This is a genomic window from Pontibacter qinzhouensis, assembly GCF_008017455.1.
Lineage (GTDB): Bacteria > Bacteroidota > Bacteroidia > Cytophagales > Hymenobacteraceae > Pontibacter > Pontibacter qinzhouensis.
On record NZ_VRTY01000004.1, the window covers coordinates 44,708 to 65,700 of the forward strand.

General features: G+C 47.3%; 16 protein-coding genes. 7 read left to right on the top strand and 9 right to left on the bottom strand.

The genetic code is table 11. The features are described from left to right. Positions 1-487: 487 nt before the first annotated feature. Entirely contained in the window at positions 488-1,774 is a 1,287-nt protein-coding gene (locus FVR03_RS01735) for a citrate synthase (protein WP_147920038.1), read from the top strand. Positions 1,775-2,377: 603 nt separating this feature from the next. Here the strand turns inward: FVR03_RS01735 and FVR03_RS01740 are convergent. Beyond that, the gene (locus FVR03_RS01740) at positions 2,378-4,306 is read right to left on the bottom strand and encodes an OmpA family protein (RefSeq protein WP_147920039.1); all 1,929 of its coding nucleotides are present in this window, start codon (positions 4,304-4,306) and stop codon (positions 2,378-2,380) included. Positions 4,307-4,314: 8 nt separating this feature from the next. After that, on the bottom strand, positions 4,315-4,971 hold the full coding sequence (locus FVR03_RS01745; RefSeq protein WP_187270004.1) for a 7-carboxy-7-deazaguanine synthase QueE: 657 nt from the start codon (positions 4,969-4,971) through the stop codon (positions 4,315-4,317). A gap of 248 nt (positions 4,972-5,219) precedes the next feature. On the opposite strand from FVR03_RS01745, the gene FVR03_RS24875 reads away from it, so the two are divergent. The 4 genes from FVR03_RS24875 to thrC all read left to right on the top strand — a co-directional run bounded on the left by FVR03_RS24875 (position 5,220) and on the right by thrC (position 9,144). Further along, the gene (locus tag FVR03_RS24875; protein ID WP_255474019.1) at positions 5,220-5,342 is read left to right on the top strand and encodes a hypothetical protein; all 123 of its coding nucleotides are present in this window, start codon (positions 5,220-5,222) and stop codon (positions 5,340-5,342) included. Positions 5,343-5,447: 105 nt separating this feature from the next. Next, on the top strand, positions 5,448-6,872 hold the full coding sequence (locus FVR03_RS01750; protein WP_147920040.1) for an aspartate kinase: 1,425 nt from the start codon (positions 5,448-5,450) through the stop codon (positions 6,870-6,872). Next, on the top strand, positions 6,869-7,831 hold the full coding sequence (locus tag FVR03_RS01755; RefSeq protein WP_147920041.1) for a homoserine kinase: 963 nt from the start codon (positions 6,869-6,871) through the stop codon (positions 7,829-7,831). Before FVR03_RS01750 ends, FVR03_RS01755 begins: the two co-directional genes overlap by 4 nt. After that, positions 7,828-9,144, top strand: a complete 1,317-nt coding sequence (gene thrC, locus FVR03_RS01760) for a threonine synthase (RefSeq protein ID WP_147920042.1) — start codon at positions 7,828-7,830, stop codon at positions 9,142-9,144. The genes FVR03_RS01755 and thrC overlap by 4 nt, the downstream gene beginning before the upstream one ends. 181 nt (positions 9,145-9,325) lie before the next feature. Here thrC and FVR03_RS01765 read toward each other — a convergent pair whose 3' ends face one another. From FVR03_RS01765 to FVR03_RS01780, 4 genes are all read right to left on the bottom strand, one after another. Further along, positions 9,326-10,144 carry an ABC transporter ATP-binding protein gene (locus FVR03_RS01765; protein WP_147920043.1) on the bottom strand — a complete coding sequence of 273 codons (819 nt, stop codon included), beginning with the start codon at positions 10,142-10,144 and terminating at the stop codon, positions 9,326-9,328. A gap of 150 nt (positions 10,145-10,294) precedes the next feature. Continuing rightward, a complete protein-coding gene (gene ntrB, locus FVR03_RS01770) occupies positions 10,295-11,155 on the bottom strand; it encodes a nitrate ABC transporter permease (protein WP_147920044.1) in 861 nt (286 codons plus the stop codon). 179 nt (positions 11,156-11,334) lie between these two features. After that, the gene (locus FVR03_RS01775; protein ID WP_255474020.1) at positions 11,335-12,597 is read right to left on the bottom strand and encodes a CmpA/NrtA family ABC transporter substrate-binding protein; all 1,263 of its coding nucleotides are present in this window, start codon (positions 12,595-12,597) and stop codon (positions 11,335-11,337) included. 100 nt (positions 12,598-12,697) lie between these two features. Further along, complete coding sequence (locus tag FVR03_RS01780; protein WP_147920045.1) at positions 12,698-14,062, bottom strand: alginate export family protein; 1,365 nt, start codon at positions 14,060-14,062, stop codon at positions 12,698-12,700. Between the two features lie 1,229 nt (positions 14,063-15,291). Between FVR03_RS01780 and FVR03_RS01785 the strand changes: the two genes are divergently transcribed. Both FVR03_RS01785 and FVR03_RS01790 read left to right on the top strand, forming a co-directional pair. Beyond that, a complete protein-coding gene (locus FVR03_RS01785; protein WP_147920046.1) occupies positions 15,292-16,764 on the top strand; it encodes an ATP-binding protein in 1,473 nt (490 codons plus the stop codon). Between the two features lie 4 nt (positions 16,765-16,768). After that, positions 16,769-17,419: a response regulator transcription factor gene (locus FVR03_RS01790; RefSeq protein WP_187270005.1), complete on the top strand. Its 651-nt coding sequence runs from the start codon at positions 16,769-16,771 to the stop codon at positions 17,417-17,419. A gap of 188 nt (positions 17,420-17,607) precedes the next feature. Here the strand turns inward: FVR03_RS01790 and folD are convergent, their stop codons facing one another. The 3 genes from folD to lepA form a co-directional block, all read right to left on the bottom strand. Continuing rightward, positions 17,608-18,489, bottom strand: a complete 882-nt coding sequence (gene folD / locus FVR03_RS01795; protein ID WP_147920047.1) for a bifunctional methylenetetrahydrofolate dehydrogenase/methenyltetrahydrofolate cyclohydrolase FolD — start codon at positions 18,487-18,489, stop codon at positions 17,608-17,610. Positions 18,490-18,497: 8 nt separating this feature from the next. Next, a complete protein-coding gene (locus FVR03_RS01800; RefSeq protein ID WP_147920048.1) occupies positions 18,498-18,794 on the bottom strand; it encodes a hypothetical protein in 297 nt (98 codons plus the stop codon). Positions 18,795-18,943: 149 nt separating this feature from the next. Further along, a complete protein-coding gene (lepA, locus tag FVR03_RS01805) occupies positions 18,944-20,728 on the bottom strand; it encodes a translation elongation factor 4 (protein WP_147920049.1) in 1,785 nt (594 codons plus the stop codon). Positions 20,729-20,993 lie beyond the last annotated feature (265 nt).

Sequence of the window (20,993 nt, forward strand, 5' to 3'; positions counted from 1 at the left end):
CATGTTGCTCCGATTGCTCCTTCAGTCTGACATTTGCCAGCACAAGATTTGTTTTAGAACAGAAAGTATGTGAGCACCTGCTGCTGCTCTTTTAAAAAATAAATTTTCTTCGGAGCAGGTATACACAGCAACTGAGTAAAATTACGCTGCTCCGAAACGGCTTAACCAAAACTGCATTTCATAAGTTATTTGTAATGAATAATTTAATAGTAACTAAACTAAAAATAGAGCCTCTGCTGAACATTAAGTAAAATTGCTTGTTTTTGAAAGGAGAAAATAAAATTTGACCTGCGTTTTTTGAAGGCTAAAATAGAAAAACCTTACTTGCTGGCCCTTGCAGCCCTAAATTTTGGAGGCACTTCTGCAGCAGATGGATGGCATGTATATATTTTACCAGATAAATACCGGGTTAATTTCATTTTATGACATTTTTACATAATTTCGCTCTTACTAGAGATTCAACCACGGACAAATAAAAAACTCACTCATGTCAGATTTCGCTGAACTAATACTTGAAGGTAAATCCTACAAGCTACCGGTAGTAGTAGGTACTGAAGATGAAAAAGCAATCGATATTTCTTCTTTAAGAGCAGAATCAGGATATGTTACCCTCGATTCGGGCTATAAGAATACAGGTGCCACCACCAGTGCCATCACTTTCCTGGATGGTGAGGAAGGTATCCTCAGCTACAGAGGTTATCCGATCGAGGAGCTGGCAGAAAAATCAAGCTTTATAGAGGTTTCCTATTTATTGATTTACGGAGCACTTCCTACCACAGAAGAGCTTGCTGCTTTCAGTAACAGAATTAAGCGCCATACCCTGGTGAACGAAGATATGCGTAAGATTTTAGACGGTTTCCCGTCTGCGGCTCACCCGATGGGTATCCTGTCTGCGCTTGTAAGCTCACTTACTGCTTTCTATCCGGAGTCGCTAAAATCGAACCAGACAAAAGATGAGATGGACCTGTCCATTATCCGCCTGATGGCCAAACTCTCCACCATCGCTGCCTGGTCTTACAAGAACTCTGTTGGGCACCGGGTTAACTATCCTAAAAACAGCCTCGACTATTGCTCCAATTTCCTGCACATGATGTTTTCGTACCAAACCGAAGACTATGAGGTAAATCCGGTGGTGGTTGATGCACTGAACAAACTGCTTATCCTGCACGCCGACCATGAGCAGAACTGCTCTACTTCTACAGTGCGTTTGGTTGGTTCGGCACACGCCAGCCTATACTCTTCTGTTTCGGCAGGTATTAGCGCACTCTGGGGCCCGCTGCATGGTGGCGCCAACCAGGCCGTTATCGAGATGCTGGAGCAGATTAAAGCAGACGGTGGCGACTCGCAGAAGTTTATTGCCAAAGCAAAAGACAAAAACGATCCTTTCCGTTTAATGGGTTTCGGACACAGAGTATACAAAAACTTTGACCCTCGTGCCAAGATCATTAAAAAGACGGCCGATGATGTGCTCTCCGCGCTTGGCATTAAAGACCCGATCCTGAATATTGCCAAAGAACTGGAGCAGGCTGCTCTTACGGACTCTTATTTTATAGAGCGCAAACTTTACCCGAACGTAGACTTCTATTCCGGCATTATCTACCGTGCACTTGGCATTCCTACTGAGATGTTTACTGTGATGTTCGCCTTAGGCCGCCTGCCAGGATGGATCGCTCAATGGAAAGAGATGCGTGAGCAGAAAGAGCCAATCGGCCGTCCGCGCCAGATTTATGTTGGCGAAAACACCCGCACTTACGTTCCGATAGAGGAAAGATAGTATCTCCTGAATTACTCGCCTTACAGCGATTTTATAATAACAAAGCCTGCAGAGCCTTCTCCTGAAAAAGAAGTTCTTTGCGGGCTTTGCTGCTTTACCAACCCGGTTGGTTTGCTGATTGATTGTTTATTGTTGTTTGTTAATTGTTGATTGCTAAATCATTATAAGTTTAGCATTTTGCATTCCGCCTCCGTGTGCTTTCACCTTTCAGCGCACTTTATGAGGCTTAAAGAAGTTACATGCTGCAAACGAAGGTTCTGCCAGGGAACAGAACCGGGAGATAAAGACAAATTTTGTACTAATCAGGAGTCTTGAATGGCTTTAAAAGTACAAATGAGTTAAAGGAATTCTGAAAATTAGGATTTATCAATACTAGGCTTTTACTACCCTTGGATTCAAAATCAAGGAAAAGCTTCTGAAGGTTAAATTCATTAGCATAATTCAGACTCTTACCAAAACCCAACACTTTCTAAAAGCTCTCAGCATACTTATTCCCTGATTCTCTTTTCTATAAAGAAACACCCTTGACACTTAAAATCAAAAAAACCTTTTGGAGGACCTTTTCATTAGCATAATTGAAGCAAGTGCAAAAGAGATAGCCAATTACAGAATTTTCATCTCAATCCTGCGGTTCAGGCTGCGGTTTTCTTCGGTGGTGTTGGGTTGTTTCGGCTTTGTTTCGCCGTAACCCTTAGAGCGCAACCTGTCTCTGCTGATGCCTTGCCCTGCCAGATGATCGGCTACCGATTTGGCTCTTTTCTCTGATAAAACCTGATTGGCATCATCTGAACCAATATCGTCGGTGTGGCCGGCTATCTCAATTCTTATTTCTTTGTTAAGCTGCAGAAAGCTGATCAGCTTGTTCAGTTCGGTTTTGGAATCCTGCTGCAAGGCATACTCACCGGTATCAAAAAAGAGGTTGTTCAGCACCACGGCAGCTCCGGTTTTTATCGGGTCGAGGTACACATCCAGTGCCAGCGGTGTCAGGGCTTTGGCCGAGGTGTAGTCGAAGCTCAGGCTGTTCATCATATAGGCAGGGGCACTCACGTAGAGCGCATATTTCTTTCCTTCTGCCAAAACAGCGGTATATTCACCAGAAACCTGGTCGGAGCTTACCTGCTGCACCAGCGAGTCGGCGCGCACATCATAGAGTTGTATGGTGGCTTTCAGTGGCTTTTTGGTAACATTATCGAAAACGCGGCCCTGGGCATAGGTACTTTTTTCGCTGCTTTTCCAGACCTCCGGCACCTCAAAACTGTACAATAATATAGAAGGAGCACCTGTATCTGTTATAACTTTGCGGGAGTAGAAACCGGTTTTGTTGTCGGGAGTAATGAACATAGAACCTTCATCAGCATGCGTATTTAAGGGGTAGCCCATGTTCTGCGGCTCTTCCCACTTATGGTCTGGCTTCAGAGCGGTTTTAAACACATCGAGGCCACCTAAGCCCTGGTGCCCATCGCTTACGAAATAAAGCGTAGACCCACTGGCATGAATAAACGGGGCCATGTCGCGGCCAGGCGTGTTAATGGGAGCTCCCACATTTACAGGCTTTTCCCAGCTGCTGTCCTGGCGCATGTGTGTTACCCAAATGTCTTCTTTGCCTTTGCCTCCACTTCTGTTGGAGGTAAAGTACAAGGTTCTGCCATCGGCTGAAAGGCTTGGCTGCGACTCCCAGGCCCTGGAATTAACGGTGCTGCCCATGTTTTTTGGCTTGCTCCATTCGTTTCCTGTTCTGAAAGAAATGTACAGGTCGCAGTCGCCCTGGCTATCGGCCCGGTTACATGAAGTGAACACCAGCGTTTTGCCATCGCCTGATATGGTGGCCGCCCCCTCGTTTGCCGGTGAGTTAATAGCATCCGATATAGAAACAGGGTCCTGCCACTCCCCATTCCGCCACTGGCTTACATAAATATTTTCGTCCTGGTCGGGGCGTGCGCTAATGCGGCCGGTATAAATGAGGTGCCGCTGGTCGGCGGTGGTAGACGGAAAATATTGCAAGCCAAACCGATTGATAACCCCCGGCAGCTGCACCGGGTTAAATTCTACCGGGTTCAGCATGGCTTGCATAGCATACTCGCTGGTTTTGAACTGCTGCCGTGCCAGATCCACTAGTTTAGGGTTCCGTGGTTTCGATTTCAGAAAGGCTTCGTAATTCTGTTTTGCCTGCTCGTAATTGCCACGCTCAAAATAAAGCTCGGCCAGGTCGAAATAGCTGTTCTGCAGCGCCGGATTGAACGGCACAAGCGAGAGACCTTTTTCGAGATAAGTAAAAGTCGCAGCTTTATCGCCCAGCGACCGGGTCAGGCTGGCCGCTTTCAGGTAAGCTTCTGCAAACCGGGGGTCTTTGTCGGTAGCATCGTCTAAGGCCTGTAAGGCTTTCTGGAAATTCCGCGCCTTGGCATACTCATCGGCTTTATGGTACAGGCTCAGTGCTTTCTTGTTGGTGGTGCTAAGCGGTGCCGTTTGGGCACAGGTACTGTAACAGATGCAGGAAAGCAAGCATAAAGTGATGAGCAGAATCTTGTACATAGGGGGTGTTATGGAATGTCCATGTATTTGTGTGTCTGCAACGACACACGCCATTTCGGGTTATTTTTAACGTAATCCACGATCTGGGGCATCAGCTGTTCGGCCTTGCTCCATTCCGGCTGCAGATAAAGCCTGGTTTTAAGCCCTACCTTAGCAGCATGTTCCTCGGCCCAGGCAAAGTCGCTTTTGTTAAAGATAATTACTTTCAGCTCATCGGCAAAAGGGTAAACGGAGGCATCAGGGGCCTTAAACTTTTTAGGCGAAAGGCACACCCAGTCCCAGTAACCGCTCAGCGGGTAGGCTCCCGATGTTTCGATAAACGTCTGGATGCCCTGCTCCTGCAGCAAGGAGGTTAAGGGATTGAGGTTGTAAAGCAAAGGTTCTCCACCTGTTACCACAACAGCTTTGCCCGGAAACTGTTCGGCTGTTCTCACAATTTCCTCTACCTGCGTCAGCGGGTGCAGCTCAGCATCCCACGACTCCTTCACATCGCACCAGTGGCAGCCTACATCGCAGCCGCCCAGCCGTATAAAGTAAGCGGCACAACCTGTGTTTGCCCCCTCCCCTTGTATGGTATAAAAAGCTTCCATCAGGGGCAGGCTGCTGCCATCTTTTGGCACCTGGTGTATAGAGGCTGTCTTCAGTGGTTTAATGCTATCCAACATATTCAATTTTAAGCGCAAAACATAGGCTGCTGCACCTTATTTCATCATTTATAAACTTTTTTTATGCTCCGAAAAAGCAGAACCTGCAATTTAGCATAATTATGCAACATACGGCGCAGGCGGTTCTGTTCCTGATTTTTGCGATAATACTAAGTAATTCTGCCCACGTGTTAGTATTTTTACAAGCATCAGGCCCGGTTTTTTTGCAATTGTTTAAATTAATGTAGATATTGGCTGCTCAAAAAAAAATGAAAAATTCACGTAAAATATCCCTTAGCAGTGCCGGCACACCAATTGGTGCTTACGGTGGGTCGTTTGTTTCAGATGCTTTTTTCATCTACGGAACAGCGCCTGGCATTATTACCCGTTAGGGGGTTCACGTAAATACATCATCCATCCTGTTCGCCTTCCGGGCTACCTTAAGCTGATCTCAAGGCCTTTTAAAACATTACTTTCTAACATCAGAACCATAAACTATGCTGGTTTTAAAATTTGGTGGAACATCCGTAGCCAACGCCAGGGCAATAAATCAAATCGCCTCTATTTTAAGCGATAAGCAAGATGCTACCCGCATGCTGGTCGTAGTGTCGGCTATGTCTGGCGTAACGGACATGCTTATCAGCTGTTTCCAGAAAGCTGCCGCACACGACGACTCTTACCAGGAAGTGCTGCAACTGCTGGAGACAAAACACATGGAAGCTATTGAGCAGTTGGTTCCGATTAACCTGCAGATTAACATTAAAGGCAAGATTAAATTACGGCTCCGCGAACTCGAAGACATGTGCAAAGGCGTGTACCTGCTCGATGAGATCAGCGACAGTATTAAGGCCCGTGTCATGAGCTACGGCGAACTGCTTTCTTCTGCCATTGTTTCAGAGGCATTTCAATACAAAGGGCTGGCCAATACCCTGATCGACAGCCGCCATTTTATCTTTACAGATAATAATTACCTGAACGCGAAAGTAGACCTGAAAAAGACTTACGAGCAGATAAAGGAGCACCTCCCGGAGGCATCGCTTATTATTGCACCGGGTTTTATATCCAGCTCCACTACCGGTAAAACCACTGTGTTGGGTCGTGGCGGTTCTGATTACAGTGCCTCGCTCTACGCAGCGGCCCTGAACGCAGAAAAACTGGAGATCTGGTCTGATGTGGATGGCATGTACACCACCGATCCGCGTAAAGCCAAATCGGCCTACTCTATTCCGGAGCTGAGCTACGAGGAGGCGATGGAGCTGGCTTATTTTGGAGCTAAGGTGCTGTACCCGCCTACCATTTACCCGCTGGTGGCCGCCAAAATTCCGCTGCAGCTGAAAAATACGTTTAACCCAAGCCATAAGGGTACTTTAATTACGGAAAAAGCCACTCCCGGCAACCAGATTATTAAAGGCGTATCGTGCATCGACCATATTGCTATGCTTACTTTAACAGGCAGTGGCATGGTAGGTGTGCCGGGCATAGCCATGCGCATGTTTAAGGCTGTTGCCACCGAGAGCATCAATATTTACTTTATCACGCAATCGTCGTCGGAGCACAGCATCACCATCGGCCTGACGCAAAGTGAGGGGGCGCACGCGCTGCATGCCCTGGAACACGAGTTTGCAGAAGATATCCGGACAGGAATTCTGGATCCGTTGAACTTAGAAGCCCCGATGAGTATTATAGCTTTAGTAGGCAATGGTATGATAAAGCAACCGGGCATTGCCGGTACCACTTTCTCGCTTTTAGGCAGCAACGGCATTAACATCAGGGCCATAGCGCAGGGGGCAACCGAACGCAATATTTCTTTTGTGGTACAGGCCGAGGATGCGCAAAAAGCGGTAAACTTGCTGCACGACAGTTTTTTTCTCTCCAAACCAGACATGCCTGCGTTTGAGATGGCACAACAAGTAGAATCATGAAGAATTCAGAATTTATAAAAGCATATGCACCGGCCACTGTAGCCAACGTTTGCTGTGGTTTCGATGTATTGGGCTTTGCCATGGAGCATCCGGGCGATGAGGTGTGGGCACGCAAAAAAGAAACTCCAGGCGTTACGATATCTGCAGTAACAGGTGTAACCGGACTTTCGCTCGACCCCACAGAAAATGTGATCGGGGTAGTGGCTCAGAAAATGCTTAGCGACCTTAAAATTGGCCATGGTGTGGAGCTACAGTTGCACAAGGGTTTGCCGGTAGGCAGCGGACTCGGCAGCAGCGCGGCAAGTTCGGCTGCTGCAGCCTATGCCATGAACGAGCTGCTTGGCAAACCGTTTACTACTCAGGAGCTGGTGGTTTACGCCATGGAAGGTGAACGCAAAGCCTCCGGTTCAGCGCATGCCGACAATGTGGCCCCTTCTTTATTAGGAGGTTTTGTATTGGTGCGCAGCTACGACCCGCTCGACATTGTACCGCTGGGCGTACCGGTAGAGCTGTATTGCACGGTGGTACATCCGCAGGTAGAGTTAAAAACCTCGCTCGCCCGCAGCATTCTTAAAAAAGATATTCCCTTGCAAAAAGGCATCCGGCAGTGGGGCAACCTGGCTGGCCTGATCACCGGCCTGCTCAAAGGCGATTACAGCCTGATCGGGCGTAGCCTCCACGACGAAATATTTGAGCCGGAGCGTTCCGTACTGATTCCGTTATTTAACCAGGCCAAAGCAGCCGCCATTAGTGCAGGAGCCTTGGGTTGCGGCATTTCCGGCTCAGGGCCATCTATTTTTGCGCTTTCAGCTACCGAAGAGCAGGCAATGGCCGTGCAGCATGCCATGGAGCAGGTATACGGCAGCAGTGGCATCGAAGTAAAATCTTATGTAACGCAGGTGCCTGACCAGGGCGCACGGCTTATAGAACAAACCATATTACAACCCGCACAAGCATGACATTCTATAGTACCAACCGCCAGTCCGCAGACATGAGCTTCAGCGAGGCCGTAATAAAAGGCCTGCCACAGGACAAAGGTTTATTTTTCCCGAAAGAGATTCCGGTGCTGCCTGCGTCGTTTTTTGAGGCGCTGCCAGAGTTAACGCTCGCTGAAATTGCTTACCAGGTGCTGAGCCCCTACACCACTCCTGATCTTACCGCTGATCAGCTAAAGACTATTTGCGAGGAGGTATTTACGTTTCCTATTCCGCTGGTAGAAGTCGAAGAAGGTATTTCGGCACTGGAGCTGTTCCATGGCCCGACCTGTGCTTTTAAAGATGTGGGTGCCCGATTTATGTCGCGCTGCCTGCAGGCTTTCTCTACAAGCGGCAATCCTGTAACGGTACTGGTAGCCACATCCGGCGATACGGGAAGTGCTGTAGCAAATGGCTTTTTAGGCGTTGCCAATATTGAGGTGGTTATTCTGTACCCCGAAGGCGGTGTAAGCGATATCCAGGAAATGCAGTTTACCACGCTGGGCCAGAACATTACCTCTGTAGCCGTAAAAGGCACGTTCGACGATTGCCAGAGCCTGGTGAAGCAGGCTTTCTCAGATGAAGAGCTGTCAAAAGAAATGCAGCTGTCTTCCGCCAACTCTATTAATGTGGCTCGCTGGTTACCGCAAATGGTGTACTATTTCCATGCCTGGGGACAGTGGCGGAAGCAAAACCCCGCTGCGGATGCGTCTGCTGTAACGTTTGCAGTGCCTTCCGGGAACTTCGGAAACCTGGCTGCCGGTTTACTGGCCCGCCAGATGGGTTTACCAATTGCTAATTTTATAGCCGCAACTAACCGTAACAAAATCGTGCCGGATTACCTGGAGACAGGCATTTACGCTCCTGCCCCATCGGTAGCCACCATCGCCAACGCTATGGATGTTGGCGCACCGAACAATTTTCCAAGAATTCTGGAGCTGTTCGGGAACGATTTCGATGCACTGCTGCAGGTTGTGAAAGGTTATTGGACAGACGACGAGCCCATTAGATCGGTTATCAGGGAAGTAAATGCACAAGGAAATTACCTGATGGACCCACACGGAGCCATTGGCTATATGAGCCTGAAAAAGTACTTGCCTGAGTTCAAAACGGCTGGTATTTTCCTAGAGACAGCGCACCCTGCTAAATTCCAACAGAGCATCGAAGCTATTATCGGCACCGATGTTGCCTTGCCGGAGCAGCTACAGGCCTTCCTGAACAAGCCGAAGCACTCTCTCAGCATCAAGAACGATTTCAGTGAACTTGCTGCTATATTACAGGAACAGGTTAAGCTTTAAGTAGCAACTAACATAATTTAAAAGCCTCAGATGCGTGGTGCATCTGAGGCTTTTTTATATGTGAACCCTTGACTTAAAATAAGGCCAAAAGCTTTTGAAGGCAGTTTTTATTCGAATAATTGCCTTCAAAAGCTTAGTTCAATATTAAAAGCTGAAAGGCATCTTTAGTAATCCAAAGATGTTACGCCTCCACGGGCACACCTTTATAAAAATCTGCTTCGTCTACCTCCACTTTATCCATGAGTAGGCTCAGCAGTCTTTCCCTGATAAGTTTGTACTCGGGCATACTGATAATGGCTTTTTTGTTGCGTGGGCGTGGCAGGTGCAGTTCTTCTATTTCGCGTATGGTGGCGGCTGGGCCATCTGTCATCACCACGATTCTGTCTGAAAGGAAAATGGCTTCTTCGATGTCGTGCGTTACCAGGATAATGGTTTTGCTGCGGTTGTCCAGGTTCCAGAGTTTCAGAAGTTCCAGTTGCATGTCGCCTTTGGTCAGGGCATCTAGGGCTCCGAAGGGTTCGTCCATGAGCAGCATGTCGGGGTTAATGGCGAAGGCGCGGGCAATGGCGACACGCTGTTTCATGCCACCCGAAATCTGCTGCGGTAGCTTCTCGCGGTGTGCCGACAGGTTTACCATCTTAATGTATTTCTCTACGATCTCCTTCTTCTCCTCCCGCGTCTTATTCTTCACAGCTGCATCTACTGCCTGAAAAATATTCTGGTACACCGTGAGCCAGGGTAGCAACGAGTAGTTCTGAAACACAATGCCCCTGTCTGGTCCGGGGCCTTTCACAGGAACTCCGTTAATGGTAACAGTGCCTTTGGTCGGTGTCAGCATTCCGGCTACGGCATTCATAATGGTAGATTTGCCACAGCCGGAGTGGCCGATAATTGAAACTATTTCGCCCTTCTTTACCTGAAGGTCTACATTCCGTACCGCCACAAATTTTCCTTTCGGCGTAGCAAAAGATATCTCTAAGTTATTTATTTCTAAGTACATGGCTTTTCTGAAGAAATGAGTGATGGTGTAAATTTTGAGTGAGTGAATAAGAATGGGTTTGCTTCAAGCAGCCTATTTTTGAGTTTGAGAAAGGTCGTCTGTTGCAGTAGCATTCTATTAATTTCTAATGTTTCAGTAGGCGATTCCCACTTAGCTGGCATATGTAAACTTCTTTTCCAGCACGGCGAAAAACCTATCGAGCAGCAAGCCTACAATTCCGATTATCAGAATGGCGGCAATTACTTTTTCGAGGCTCAGGGCGTTCCAGCTATCCCACACAAAAAAACCGATACCCAGACCACCAGATAACATTTCGCCAGCCACAATTACGAGCCAGGCCACACTAATGCTTAAGCGCAAGCCAGTAATAATGTGCGGCAGGCTGTACGGAATCAGAATTTTGGTGATGTAGCGCCAGGTAGAGAAGCCGAATGCCTTAGCCACATTTTTATGGTCTTTCGGGATAGAACCCACTCCAAAAGCAGTGTTGATGAGCGTTGACCAAAGCGAGGTAATAAAAATGATAAAGATGGTAGCTGTTCCGGCATTCTGAAAAACTGCCAGCCCTATCGGGAACCAGGCCAGCGGCGATACCGGCTTCAGGATTTGCACAATCGGGTAAAACAGTTTGTTACAGAAGGAGTTGGCGCCCATTAAAATGCCTATCGGAATAGCTACCACCGACCCGAGCGCAAAACCGATAAATACTTTCCCAAGCGAACTGATAAGTTGCAGGGCAATGCCTTTGTCGTTGGGGCCGTAATCGTAGAACGGGTCCTTCAGCATTTCCCACAGCACAGTAAGTGTGGCAACAGGACCAGGTAACGCACCGGCAGTAAGCTTGCTGAGGAGGTACCACAAAACGAGCAGAATACCGAAGCCGCCAAGCGTATAAGCAGAGGCTTGCAGCGCACCTGACAACTTGTTCAGAAGTGGCTTCAGGGAGATTCGATCTGATAACGCAGCGGAAGAGGTAAGTTCTATAGCTGCAGAGTTTGTTTGAGCGTTCATGTTAAAGTAAATTTTAAATGAAAGAGAGATTTAGTAGCGGAGCGCAGGCTGTTTCTGCTGCACTCCTGCACCTGTCATCGAAAACCAGATTATTTAAATGAAAATGGCCTCCGGAAGCAAAACAGCTTGATTTTGCTCAAGGGTCAGGCCCTCGGCTTTTTTATAATTAGCGTAACTGCTTACTTCTTTGCCACCGGTGCTCCTGCCCCCGGGCTGTTCGGGTCGAAAGTAGATTTGTCAATATCGATGGTGAACGGTTGCATATCATCTTCTGGCACAGCAATGCCCATTTCTTTGGCTACTTCGGCATAGAGGTCCTGCAAAATAAGCTTATCGGCTATGGCTTTGTAGTCGGGGGCATCTTTGAGGTAGCCAAAGCGCACATACTGGTTCATATACCAGATGCCATAGGCTTTGCGCGGGAAATTCACCATGCCTTTGTTGTGGTAGAGCATGTAATCGTCTTTGTAAGTATACTTGCCAAAGTCGCAGCCCAGGTCGTACTCGCCCAACAGGCGCGCCTCAATTTCGTTTGCCGGTGCGTTCACATACGACTGCCTCCCGATAATCTCAGCAGCCTCTCCCCTGTTTTTCAAATCGTCGAGCCAGATAGAAGCTTCCAGCACGGCCTTCATCACCAGCTTCAAGTCTTCGCGGCGGCCTTCGCTGAACTGCTTGTTCACAACCAGGGCTTTTTCCGGGTGGTTTTTCCAGATGTCTTGCGAGGCGAGGTGCGTGAAGCCGATGTTCTGCTTTACAGCCACTTGGTTCCAGGGCTCTCCTACACAAAAACCGTCCATGTTTCCTACTTTCATGTTAGCGACCATTTGTGGAGGCGGAATGGTAATAATGCGTACTTTCTGCTGGTCTACACCGGCAGCTGCCAGGTAATAGCGTAGCCAGATGTCGTGGGTGCCGCCAGGGTATGTCATGGCAAACGTCAGTTCCTTTTTAGCTCCCATAGCCGAAACAGCTGCTGCCATACCATCCAGGTTCTGGAAACCAACCTTGCCACAGAAGTCATTCGATAGGGTAATGGCCTGGCCGTTGTTGTTCAGCATCATGGCGATCTGCATTTCAGAGCCTGCTTTGCCACTCACACCCGTGTAGACAGAGAAAGGCATTCCGAAAAGACAGTGAGCGCCATCCAGTTCACCGGTTAGCAGTTTATCACGCACATTGGCCCAGCTGGCTTCTTTCGATATTTCCACATTCAGGCCATATTTTTTAAAGATGCCTTTTTCGTGGGCAATTACGAGCGGGGCACAATCGGTGAGCGGAATAATGCCCAGTGTAATCTTTTTACCGGCAGGAGCATCTCCAGCCAGAGCAGTACCATCTGCAGCCGTAGTGTTAGAGCTACAGGAGTTCAGGATCGTGACTACGCCCATTACCAGCAGCACCGCCAGCAACGAGGATAAAATGGAAAGAGGACGTTTCATATGTTTTTGTTATGATCTGTTAAGGAAAAATTTGGCAATAAGAAGACATGCAGCACCTGAGCAGCTGCTGAAAAGAAAGCAGAAAAGATAAATTGGTAAGTTACTTAGCCAGGAAATTTGGCTTGATATTGACCATCAGATAAGCCCAGTTGGCTTGCTTATCGGGGTTGGCTATGTTTTTAACGGCCGGAGAGGCGAGTGTAGCAGAACCGAACAAGGTAGAATAGCCAGCCTCCAGGCCAACTACTTTTGTAATGGCAGCGCTCAGCACCAGGTCCAGTTCTGTACCGAAGTTGCGGTCCAGGCTAACGCTTTCAGGACTCAGCACCTCGTTGGCAGCCATAAACTGATGTACATCGAGCGCTACAGAAAGCTTTTCGTTTACCTTGTACCGAGACTTCAGGTAGTAATTCACCAGGCCATTTTTACCAAAACCATCAGCTACGTAAAAGTAGTCCATATAGCCCCAGAACTTGTGCGGTGTGCCGTAAAGCGGGTCGAACTGGCGGTTAACACCATCTGTGGCGGCCGGATTGTTACCAGAAGTATAATCTATACCGGGGCCAAAGCTAAACCTAGGCGACACCGTATAAGTAGCGGCGGCAGAAAGTAAGTGAGCAGCCAGTTTATTGCCGTCTTTGTCGTTGCCACGCTGCACATAGGCGCTGGCCGTAACCCCCACCCGCTCTAGCGGTGTAACCGTAACAAAAGCACCGCTGGTTAAACGGCTCCAGGCTCCTTGCCCCCATATGCGGTTTCCGCCCTCTGTCTGGTATTTGTTAAAGTCGTCTTTCAGGAACAGCAGCGAGGCACTACCTCTCTGGAATTTGCGGCCGGCATACAAAAATTGCATCGATTTGTACATAGTGCCAATGCCGTTGGTGCCCGCGCCATAACCTGCCGGTATACCATTGTAAGGCGTTCCGATTTTGCGCTCCTGGTTCTGGTTGAATGCTACGCCGATGTGGCCCATCCAGCCCTGATGCTCCAGCTTCAGCAAAGCTACATCGTGGCGACGGCCCTGTTGCAGCCAGTCCAGATTGCCCAGCAGCCGCGAGTCGTCATATACCAGTTCCTGTCGCCCTATTTTAAGCGAGAAGTTATCTAGGGCAGAGGTAGTGTCGAGGAGCATGATTTCGCCCCAGGCTTCGTGCACCAACAAGCCGTTGTTGGCATCGAGGGTGATGCGGTTAATACTGGAGGCATCCTGGCCCCACACACGGACATCTTGCACTGCAGCATGTAACTTAAAACGGTGCCCGGCATAGCCCATGTTCAGGCGGGTACGCTGCGAAGTGAAAAATGCTGGCTTTGCCCCCTCCGGCGATAACGTACCTTGCCCATCGCGTAACTCGGAGCGGGTTCGGAGCTGACCAGAAAGCGTGAATTGCGCCTGTGCCACCTGAGAGCACAGTAATCCCAGCACTAGCCCGCCTAAAAGTTGGCTGAGTAGCTTTTTTTTCATAAATTTGAATAGTTTTAAGTTAGAAATAATTTAGAATGAGCATTTATTACCTGCCCTGGGGATTGGCCGATCTTCCAGGGCTTTTTTATTCTAAGAAGGTAATCGAAACTAATTAATAACATCTGCAAAGTTTTGGATCACCGCAGGATGCTACAAGCAAACTAAACTGTTTGGTCCTTAGCTGGTAGATTTATAAATAAGTGGCATTTAAACCTTATATAAAATAAACCTGTTCCCCTTCAAGAACCAGGACGCTAGAATTTCCTCCTTCTGCTGAAATCGAAAAACCTTCCGTTGAATTATAGAAATTAAGTTGTACTCTATAACTGCAAAAACTTGTTCCGCTAAAGCATCTCTTCCTGCATCTGAGTTATATTCAATAAAACAAAAGGGTTTAAGCAAAACTCCCTCATATCATTTACACCCCCTTACCTGAGTAATATTACTTATTTTTATTTAAACCACCTAAATTTTTAAACCATATTTTTAAAATAAATTATCTTTCTTTGCATATACCCCCAAAAAACAATGGGGTGTTTGAAAATTTTTTACTATTATAGAATATAGATTGCAGACTTCATAAAACACAAATGTTAGTTTAATTTCTATATTTATTCCGTCAAAACTATAAGGGCTGGCAACAGAATTTAAAGGCTTTTATTAGAATCAGCTGGTGTGGGCAGGTATTCTGACGCAGCACCATTTTTTTAAATTTCATTAGTTAAACAGTAGATTTTAAACAGGTTAAGTACCACACAGATTAATTCGAAACAAATACCAGTAGAGAATCGCCTATTATTTAAACATAAAAGCTTCTGATCAATCTAAAACCACGCTTGAACTAAAAACGCTTGAAAATCGGGTGCTGCAGCCAGGATAGATTTTGTTAGTCAGCTAAGCGTGTTAAAATTCAGAAATTATAAGCTGCAGTTTAGAATAAAAACAAGTAGTTAGCTGAGGTTTAATCAGCCTCTTACCCTTGACTAATTTTTAAGGAAATAGCGTCTGGAGGTCATTTTCATTTAAATAATTTACTGGCAGTAGATTGAAGCAACAAGTACAAATACCTAGGTAATAGATAAATTAATTTAAACACAGGAGGTGCGCCATACCTCCTGCACCACGTTGGTAAGCTTCAGCATTACAATAGATATTGTTACCTGCTAAAGCATAAAAGAATACACCCTATTATAAGTAAGAATGTTGTACTCTGTCATTGATATCGCTACATGACCTATAGGAGCAAAAACGCTGACCCAAACATTGCCCGTAAAATAACGAGGCTCTACTTGCTGGCCCTCACGGCTGTAGCCCTGCTTTCTGTTGGGGGCCAGGTGCTGGTGCAGCGCTCCCTGCAAAGCCAACTCAGCGACTCGAAGGTTATAAATATAGCCGGCAGGCAACGTATGCTTAGCCAAAAGATCTGTAAAACAGTGCTCCTGCTCGGCAACCACCCCGACAGCCTGAACATAAGCACCTACCTGGCCGACCTCGACGATGCCCTGGAACTGTGGAGCAAAAGTCACCAGGGGCTTAAAAATGGCTACCTCGACTACGTTGCCACTCCCGTTACAAACAGCGATACCATTGCTGAAATGTTTGCCCAAATCGATCCATATTTCAGGGCCATTCTGTTTAATACCATCCAAATTCGCGACTCTTACAAAGCTGGAACTCCGCTTGCCTCTGCAGCCAATATAAGCTCCGTTAACACAATTTTAGCCAACGAGCGGGCTTACCTGCAGGGCATGAACCAGATCGTGTTTCAGTATGATGCGGAGGCTAATCTTCGGGTGCACGATTCGCAGCAAATGGAAATGATTCTGCTGTTTTGCACCCTGGGGGTACTGCTGCTGGAGGGGCTGTTTATTTTCCGGCCGGCTGTTAACCAGATTCAGCATACCATCGGGCTTCTGATACAGTCGGAGCAGCGAACACAGCGTGTAAATGAAGAACTGGTGCATGTAAACAAATCGTTGGAAGAAACGAAAGAGGCCTTGGTAGAAGCCACTAGCCAGAAGTACCAGCAGGAAATGAGCGAACAGAAACTACGGTCGGCTTACCTGGTAGAGGGGCAGGAAGAAGAACGCAAACGCGTTGCCCGCGACATACACGATGGCCTGGGCCAGATGCTGACCGCCCTTAAATTCGGCATCGAAAAAATTGGCGACTCGGTTACAGACACACCCACAGCTCAGCAAAACCTGGCCGACCTGCGCAACCTTGTCAGCCAGACGATTGCAGAGGCTCGCACCATTTCATTTAACCTGATGCCGGCCGTGCTCAGCGACTTCGGAATTTCTTCGGCCCTAAAATTACTAACTGCCCAGGTGGCTGCTAATGCTGGTATTCACGTAGCTTTTAAAACCAACTGGAACGGTGAAAGACTCGAAAAAAATATCGAAATCGGGCTGTACAGAGTGTGCCAGGAGGCCCTGCACAATGCTGTGAAGTATGCAGGTGCGAAAGAGGTAGCCGTTGAACTTCTGGGTAAAAAGAAATATATTCAACTTAAAATTGCGGATAAAGGGCGCGGTTTCGATTATAATAAACTAGTGGTGCAACCACACCAGGCAGGTCCGGCTCACGGCATCAGTAACATGAAGGCAAGAGTCGACATGATGAATGGCCAGATAAACATAACGGCCCGGCCCGGAAAAGGAACGCAGATACAGGTAAAAATTCCGCTGAATGATAACTAACAACATGAACAAAATAAAAGTATTGCTGGCCGATGATCATACCATTGTGCGAAACGGCATCAGGTCGTTGCTGGAAGATCTGGCAGATGTAGAGATTGTGGGAGAAGCGCAGGACGGTGCAGAGGCTATAGAGAAAGTAAAAGAGCTGGCTCCTGATGTACTGATGATCGATATTGCCATGCCCGTAATGAATGGTATTGAAGCCGCTTCGCAAATTAGCAAGCAACACCCTGGCACGAAATGCCTGATGCTCTCAATGCACAACAACGAAGACTACATTCTGAAATCGGTTGAGGCCGGTGCCTTCGGTTACCTTCTGAAAGACACTACCCGCGATGAAATGGTGCGGGCACTACGAACAGTGGCCAGTGGTGAGAAGTACTACAGTCCATCGGTTTCCAACATTATTATAGCCTCTTACCTGCAAAAGGTAAACGATACCGAAAAATCTGCCTCTAAAAAGTCGAAGCTCTCGAAACAGGAAAAAGCGATTCTGAAGTTTATTGTAGATGGCTCGAACAGCCGCGAAATAGCCGAAAAACTGAATCTCAGCGTCAGAACCGTCGATAACCACCGGGCCAGCATGATGAAGCGCCTCATGGTAAAGAATGCCGTAGAATTAGTCAGAAAGGCGCTGGATGAAAATTTGGTGTAGTTTCGTATTAGAGCTTTAAAACGTTTTATAGAAATTATTCAAATAAAAACACCCTTCCAACGCTTTTTTACACATTTTGCTTCAAGGGTATAATTAAAAAGCCTCCCGAATCCGTTGGAATTCGGGAGGCTTTATTCAATGTAATGGCTGCTACCACGCCTGAGGGTTAGGAATAGCAACGATTTAATTTAGGCGTATACCTCTTTTTTAGCAGCTTTTAAAGTATTCTTCAGCAGCATAGCGATCGTGAGAGGACCAACACCACCTGGCACTGGCGTAATGTAGCTACACTTCGGAGCCACTTCCTCAAAATTCACATCGCCTTTTAGTCTGAAACCAGATTTACGGCTCTCGTCTGTAACGCGGGTAGTACCGACATCAATCACCACGGCACCTTCTTTTACCATATCGGCTGTTACAAACTCAGGTTTGCCGATGGCGGCAATAACAATATCGGCCTGGCGGGTATAAGAGGGCAGATCGACGGTGCGGCTATGGCAAACGGTAACGGTGCAGTTGCCAGGGTAAGCGCTTTTCGCCATCAGGATGCTCATGGGTGAGCCTACAATGTTGCTGCGGCCAATTACAACGCAATGCTTGCCGGATGTTTCGATCTGGTAACGCTCCAGCAACTGCAGGATGCCGGCAGGCGTGGCAGGCAGGTAAGCAGGCAAGCCCGCCACCATACGGCCCACATTCGTCGGATGGAAACCGTCCACATCTTTCATGGGGTTTACGGCCTCCAGCACCTTCTCCGCATCGATGTGCTTTGGCAGGGGCAGCTGCACTATAAAACCGTCAATAGCAGGGTCTTCGTTCAGTTCCCCTATCTTGTTTAACAACTCCACTTCTGTAATGGTGTCTTCGTATCGGAACAGCGACGATTCGAAACCGACACGCTCGCAAGCCAGCACTTTGTTGTTAACATAAGTAACAGAGCCGCCATCGTTTCCTACCAGAATAGCAGCCAGATGAGGCACTTTGCCGCCTTTGGCCTTTATATCAGCTACCTCAGCAGCTATTTCGTTTTGTATGGCTTCAGAAGTTTTTTTACCGTCGAGCAGGGTCATGTTGTTAGTTAAGAGTTAAGAGTTTTAAATGTATTTTTATTAAAAGCCTGCTTAAATCCAATAAAGCAGAGGCAGTTTATTGAAAATGATGTTACTAAAATCATTCTGAAAATCCCTTGTTCCCCAAATCCTTGGTTTTCGTTCCAGTAGAGACCTACAGCAAAGGGTACAAAAAGTAAAAAGAATTTATTTATCCGATTCTGATTATTTAATAACGCTGGAAGGGCTGAAAACCCGTTATACAAAATTGCAGGCAACAAAAATATCAACATAACAACTACAATCATTTCTCCATCACTTTCCATAAGGCTAGTGTAAGTAAACAGACTTATAGTTTGCACGAAAATTATTAATAATACATAGAGTAATAAATTTATGCCCGGCATTAGTATCTCCCAAATATATCCTAAACCACAAGCCCCAACATGCGGACATGTTAGGGCTTGTTTTGCTATTAATCCAGTTTGAGCACAGCTAAGAAGGCTTCTTGCGGAATTTCTACGTTGCCAACCTGGCGCATGCGCTTTTTACCTTTTTTCTGTTTCTCAAGGAGCTTTCGCTTACGCGAAATGTCACCGCCGTAGCACTTGGCTAATACGTTTTTACGCATGGCTTTCACAGTTTCGCGGGCAATAATCTTCTGCCCGATGGCGGCCTGAATAGCGATCTCGAACATCTGACGTGGCAGCAGCTCGCGTAGCTTTTCGCAGAGGCGCTTGCCCCAGTCGTAGGCTTTATCGCGGTGCACAATAGCTGAAAGGGCATCTACTTTCTCGCTGTTCAGCATTACGTCCAGTTTCACCATATTGGAGGTGCGGAACCCGATGAGTTCGTAATCGAGGGAGGCATATCCGCGCGAAATGGTTTTCAGCTTATCAAAAAAGTCGAACACGATTTCAGCCAAAGGCATTTCAAAAGTCATCTCTACCCGGTCGCTTGTCAGGTACGTCTGGTTTTTCAGAATACCGCGCTTATCCATGCAAAGTGTAATAATTGGACCAACAAATTCTGATTTGGTAATGATCTGGGCTTTAATAAAGGGCTCCTCAATATGATCGATGTAGTTCGGCTCCGGCATTTCAGACGGTGCGTTTACCTTAATCATATCGCTTTTGGTGGTGTAAGCATGGAACTGCACCGACGGCACGGTCGTAATTACCGTCATGTCGAACTCGCGTTCCAGGCGCTCCTGTACAATTTCCATGTGCAGCATGCCCAGGAACCCACAACGGAAACCGAAGCCAAGTGCAGCCGATGTTTCCGGCTCCCACACGAGCGAGGCATCGTTCAGTTGCAGCTTCTCCATAGAGGAGCGCAGTTCTTCGTATTCGCTTGTTTCTACGGGGTAAATACCGGCAAATACCATCGGCTTCACATCCTCGAAACCCTGAATGGACTGTCCCGGCTTCTCAACGTGGGTAATGGTATCGCCTACTTTTACTTCTTTCGCGTTTTTAATGCCCGAGATGAGGTAGCCCACGTTACCGGCACCCATCTCCTTCCGTTCTTCCTGGTTCAGTTTCAGTACGCCAATTTCGTCGGCCTCGTAGGTTTTGCCGGTGTTAATGAACTTCACCTTCTCCCCTTTCTTAAGCGTGCCGTTAAAAATCCTGAAGTAAACTTCTATACCGCGATAAGAGTTAAACACGGAGTCGAATATGAGGGCTTGCAGTGGTGCGGCAGGGTCGCCTTTGGGAGCAGAAATTCGGTCGCAGATGGCGTTCAGAATTTCTTCTATACCGATGCCTGACTTACCCGAAGCATGTATAATATCGTCTACATCGCAGCCGATCAGCTCAATAATCTGGTCCGACACCTCCTCCGGCATAGCGTGCGGCAGGTCGATCTTGTTCAGCACCGGAATTATTTCGAGGTCGTTACCAATGGCCAGGTACAGGTTCGAAATAGTCTGGGCCTCAATCCCCTGCGATGAGTCCACGATCAGAAGCGCACCCTCACAGGCCGCAATAGAACGCGACACTTCGTACGAAAAGTCTACGTGGCCGGGCGTGTCGATCAGGTTCAGTACATAGTCTTCGCCTTTATAGCGGTAGTTCATCTGGATGGCGTGGCTCTTTATAGTAATGCCGCGCTCACGTTCCAGGTCCATGTTGTCGAGCAATTGGTGCTGCATCTCACGCTCCGCCACAGTTTGAGTAAACTCCAGCAATCGGTCAGCCAGCGTACTTTTGCCGTGGTCGATGTGGGCAATAATGCAGAAATTACGGATGTTCTTCATATAGTATCAATACGGAAACAAAGTTAAGAATATTCTGCTCAAATCGTTTTATTAAGCGAACGTTAAAATTTGCCACCGGCAACTGGCATAAAATTTCGGGAGGCACCCGCTACTTCGCCGATACTCCAGCAACACCTGTCTCCGTAAAAGCCTGCCAGCAGATTATTCAAATGAAAAGACCCTCCAAAAGCAAATAGGCCAACTTTAATACAAGGGTATAACACCACTAAACTCATCGCTTTAAAATATTACAAATCAACCAGTT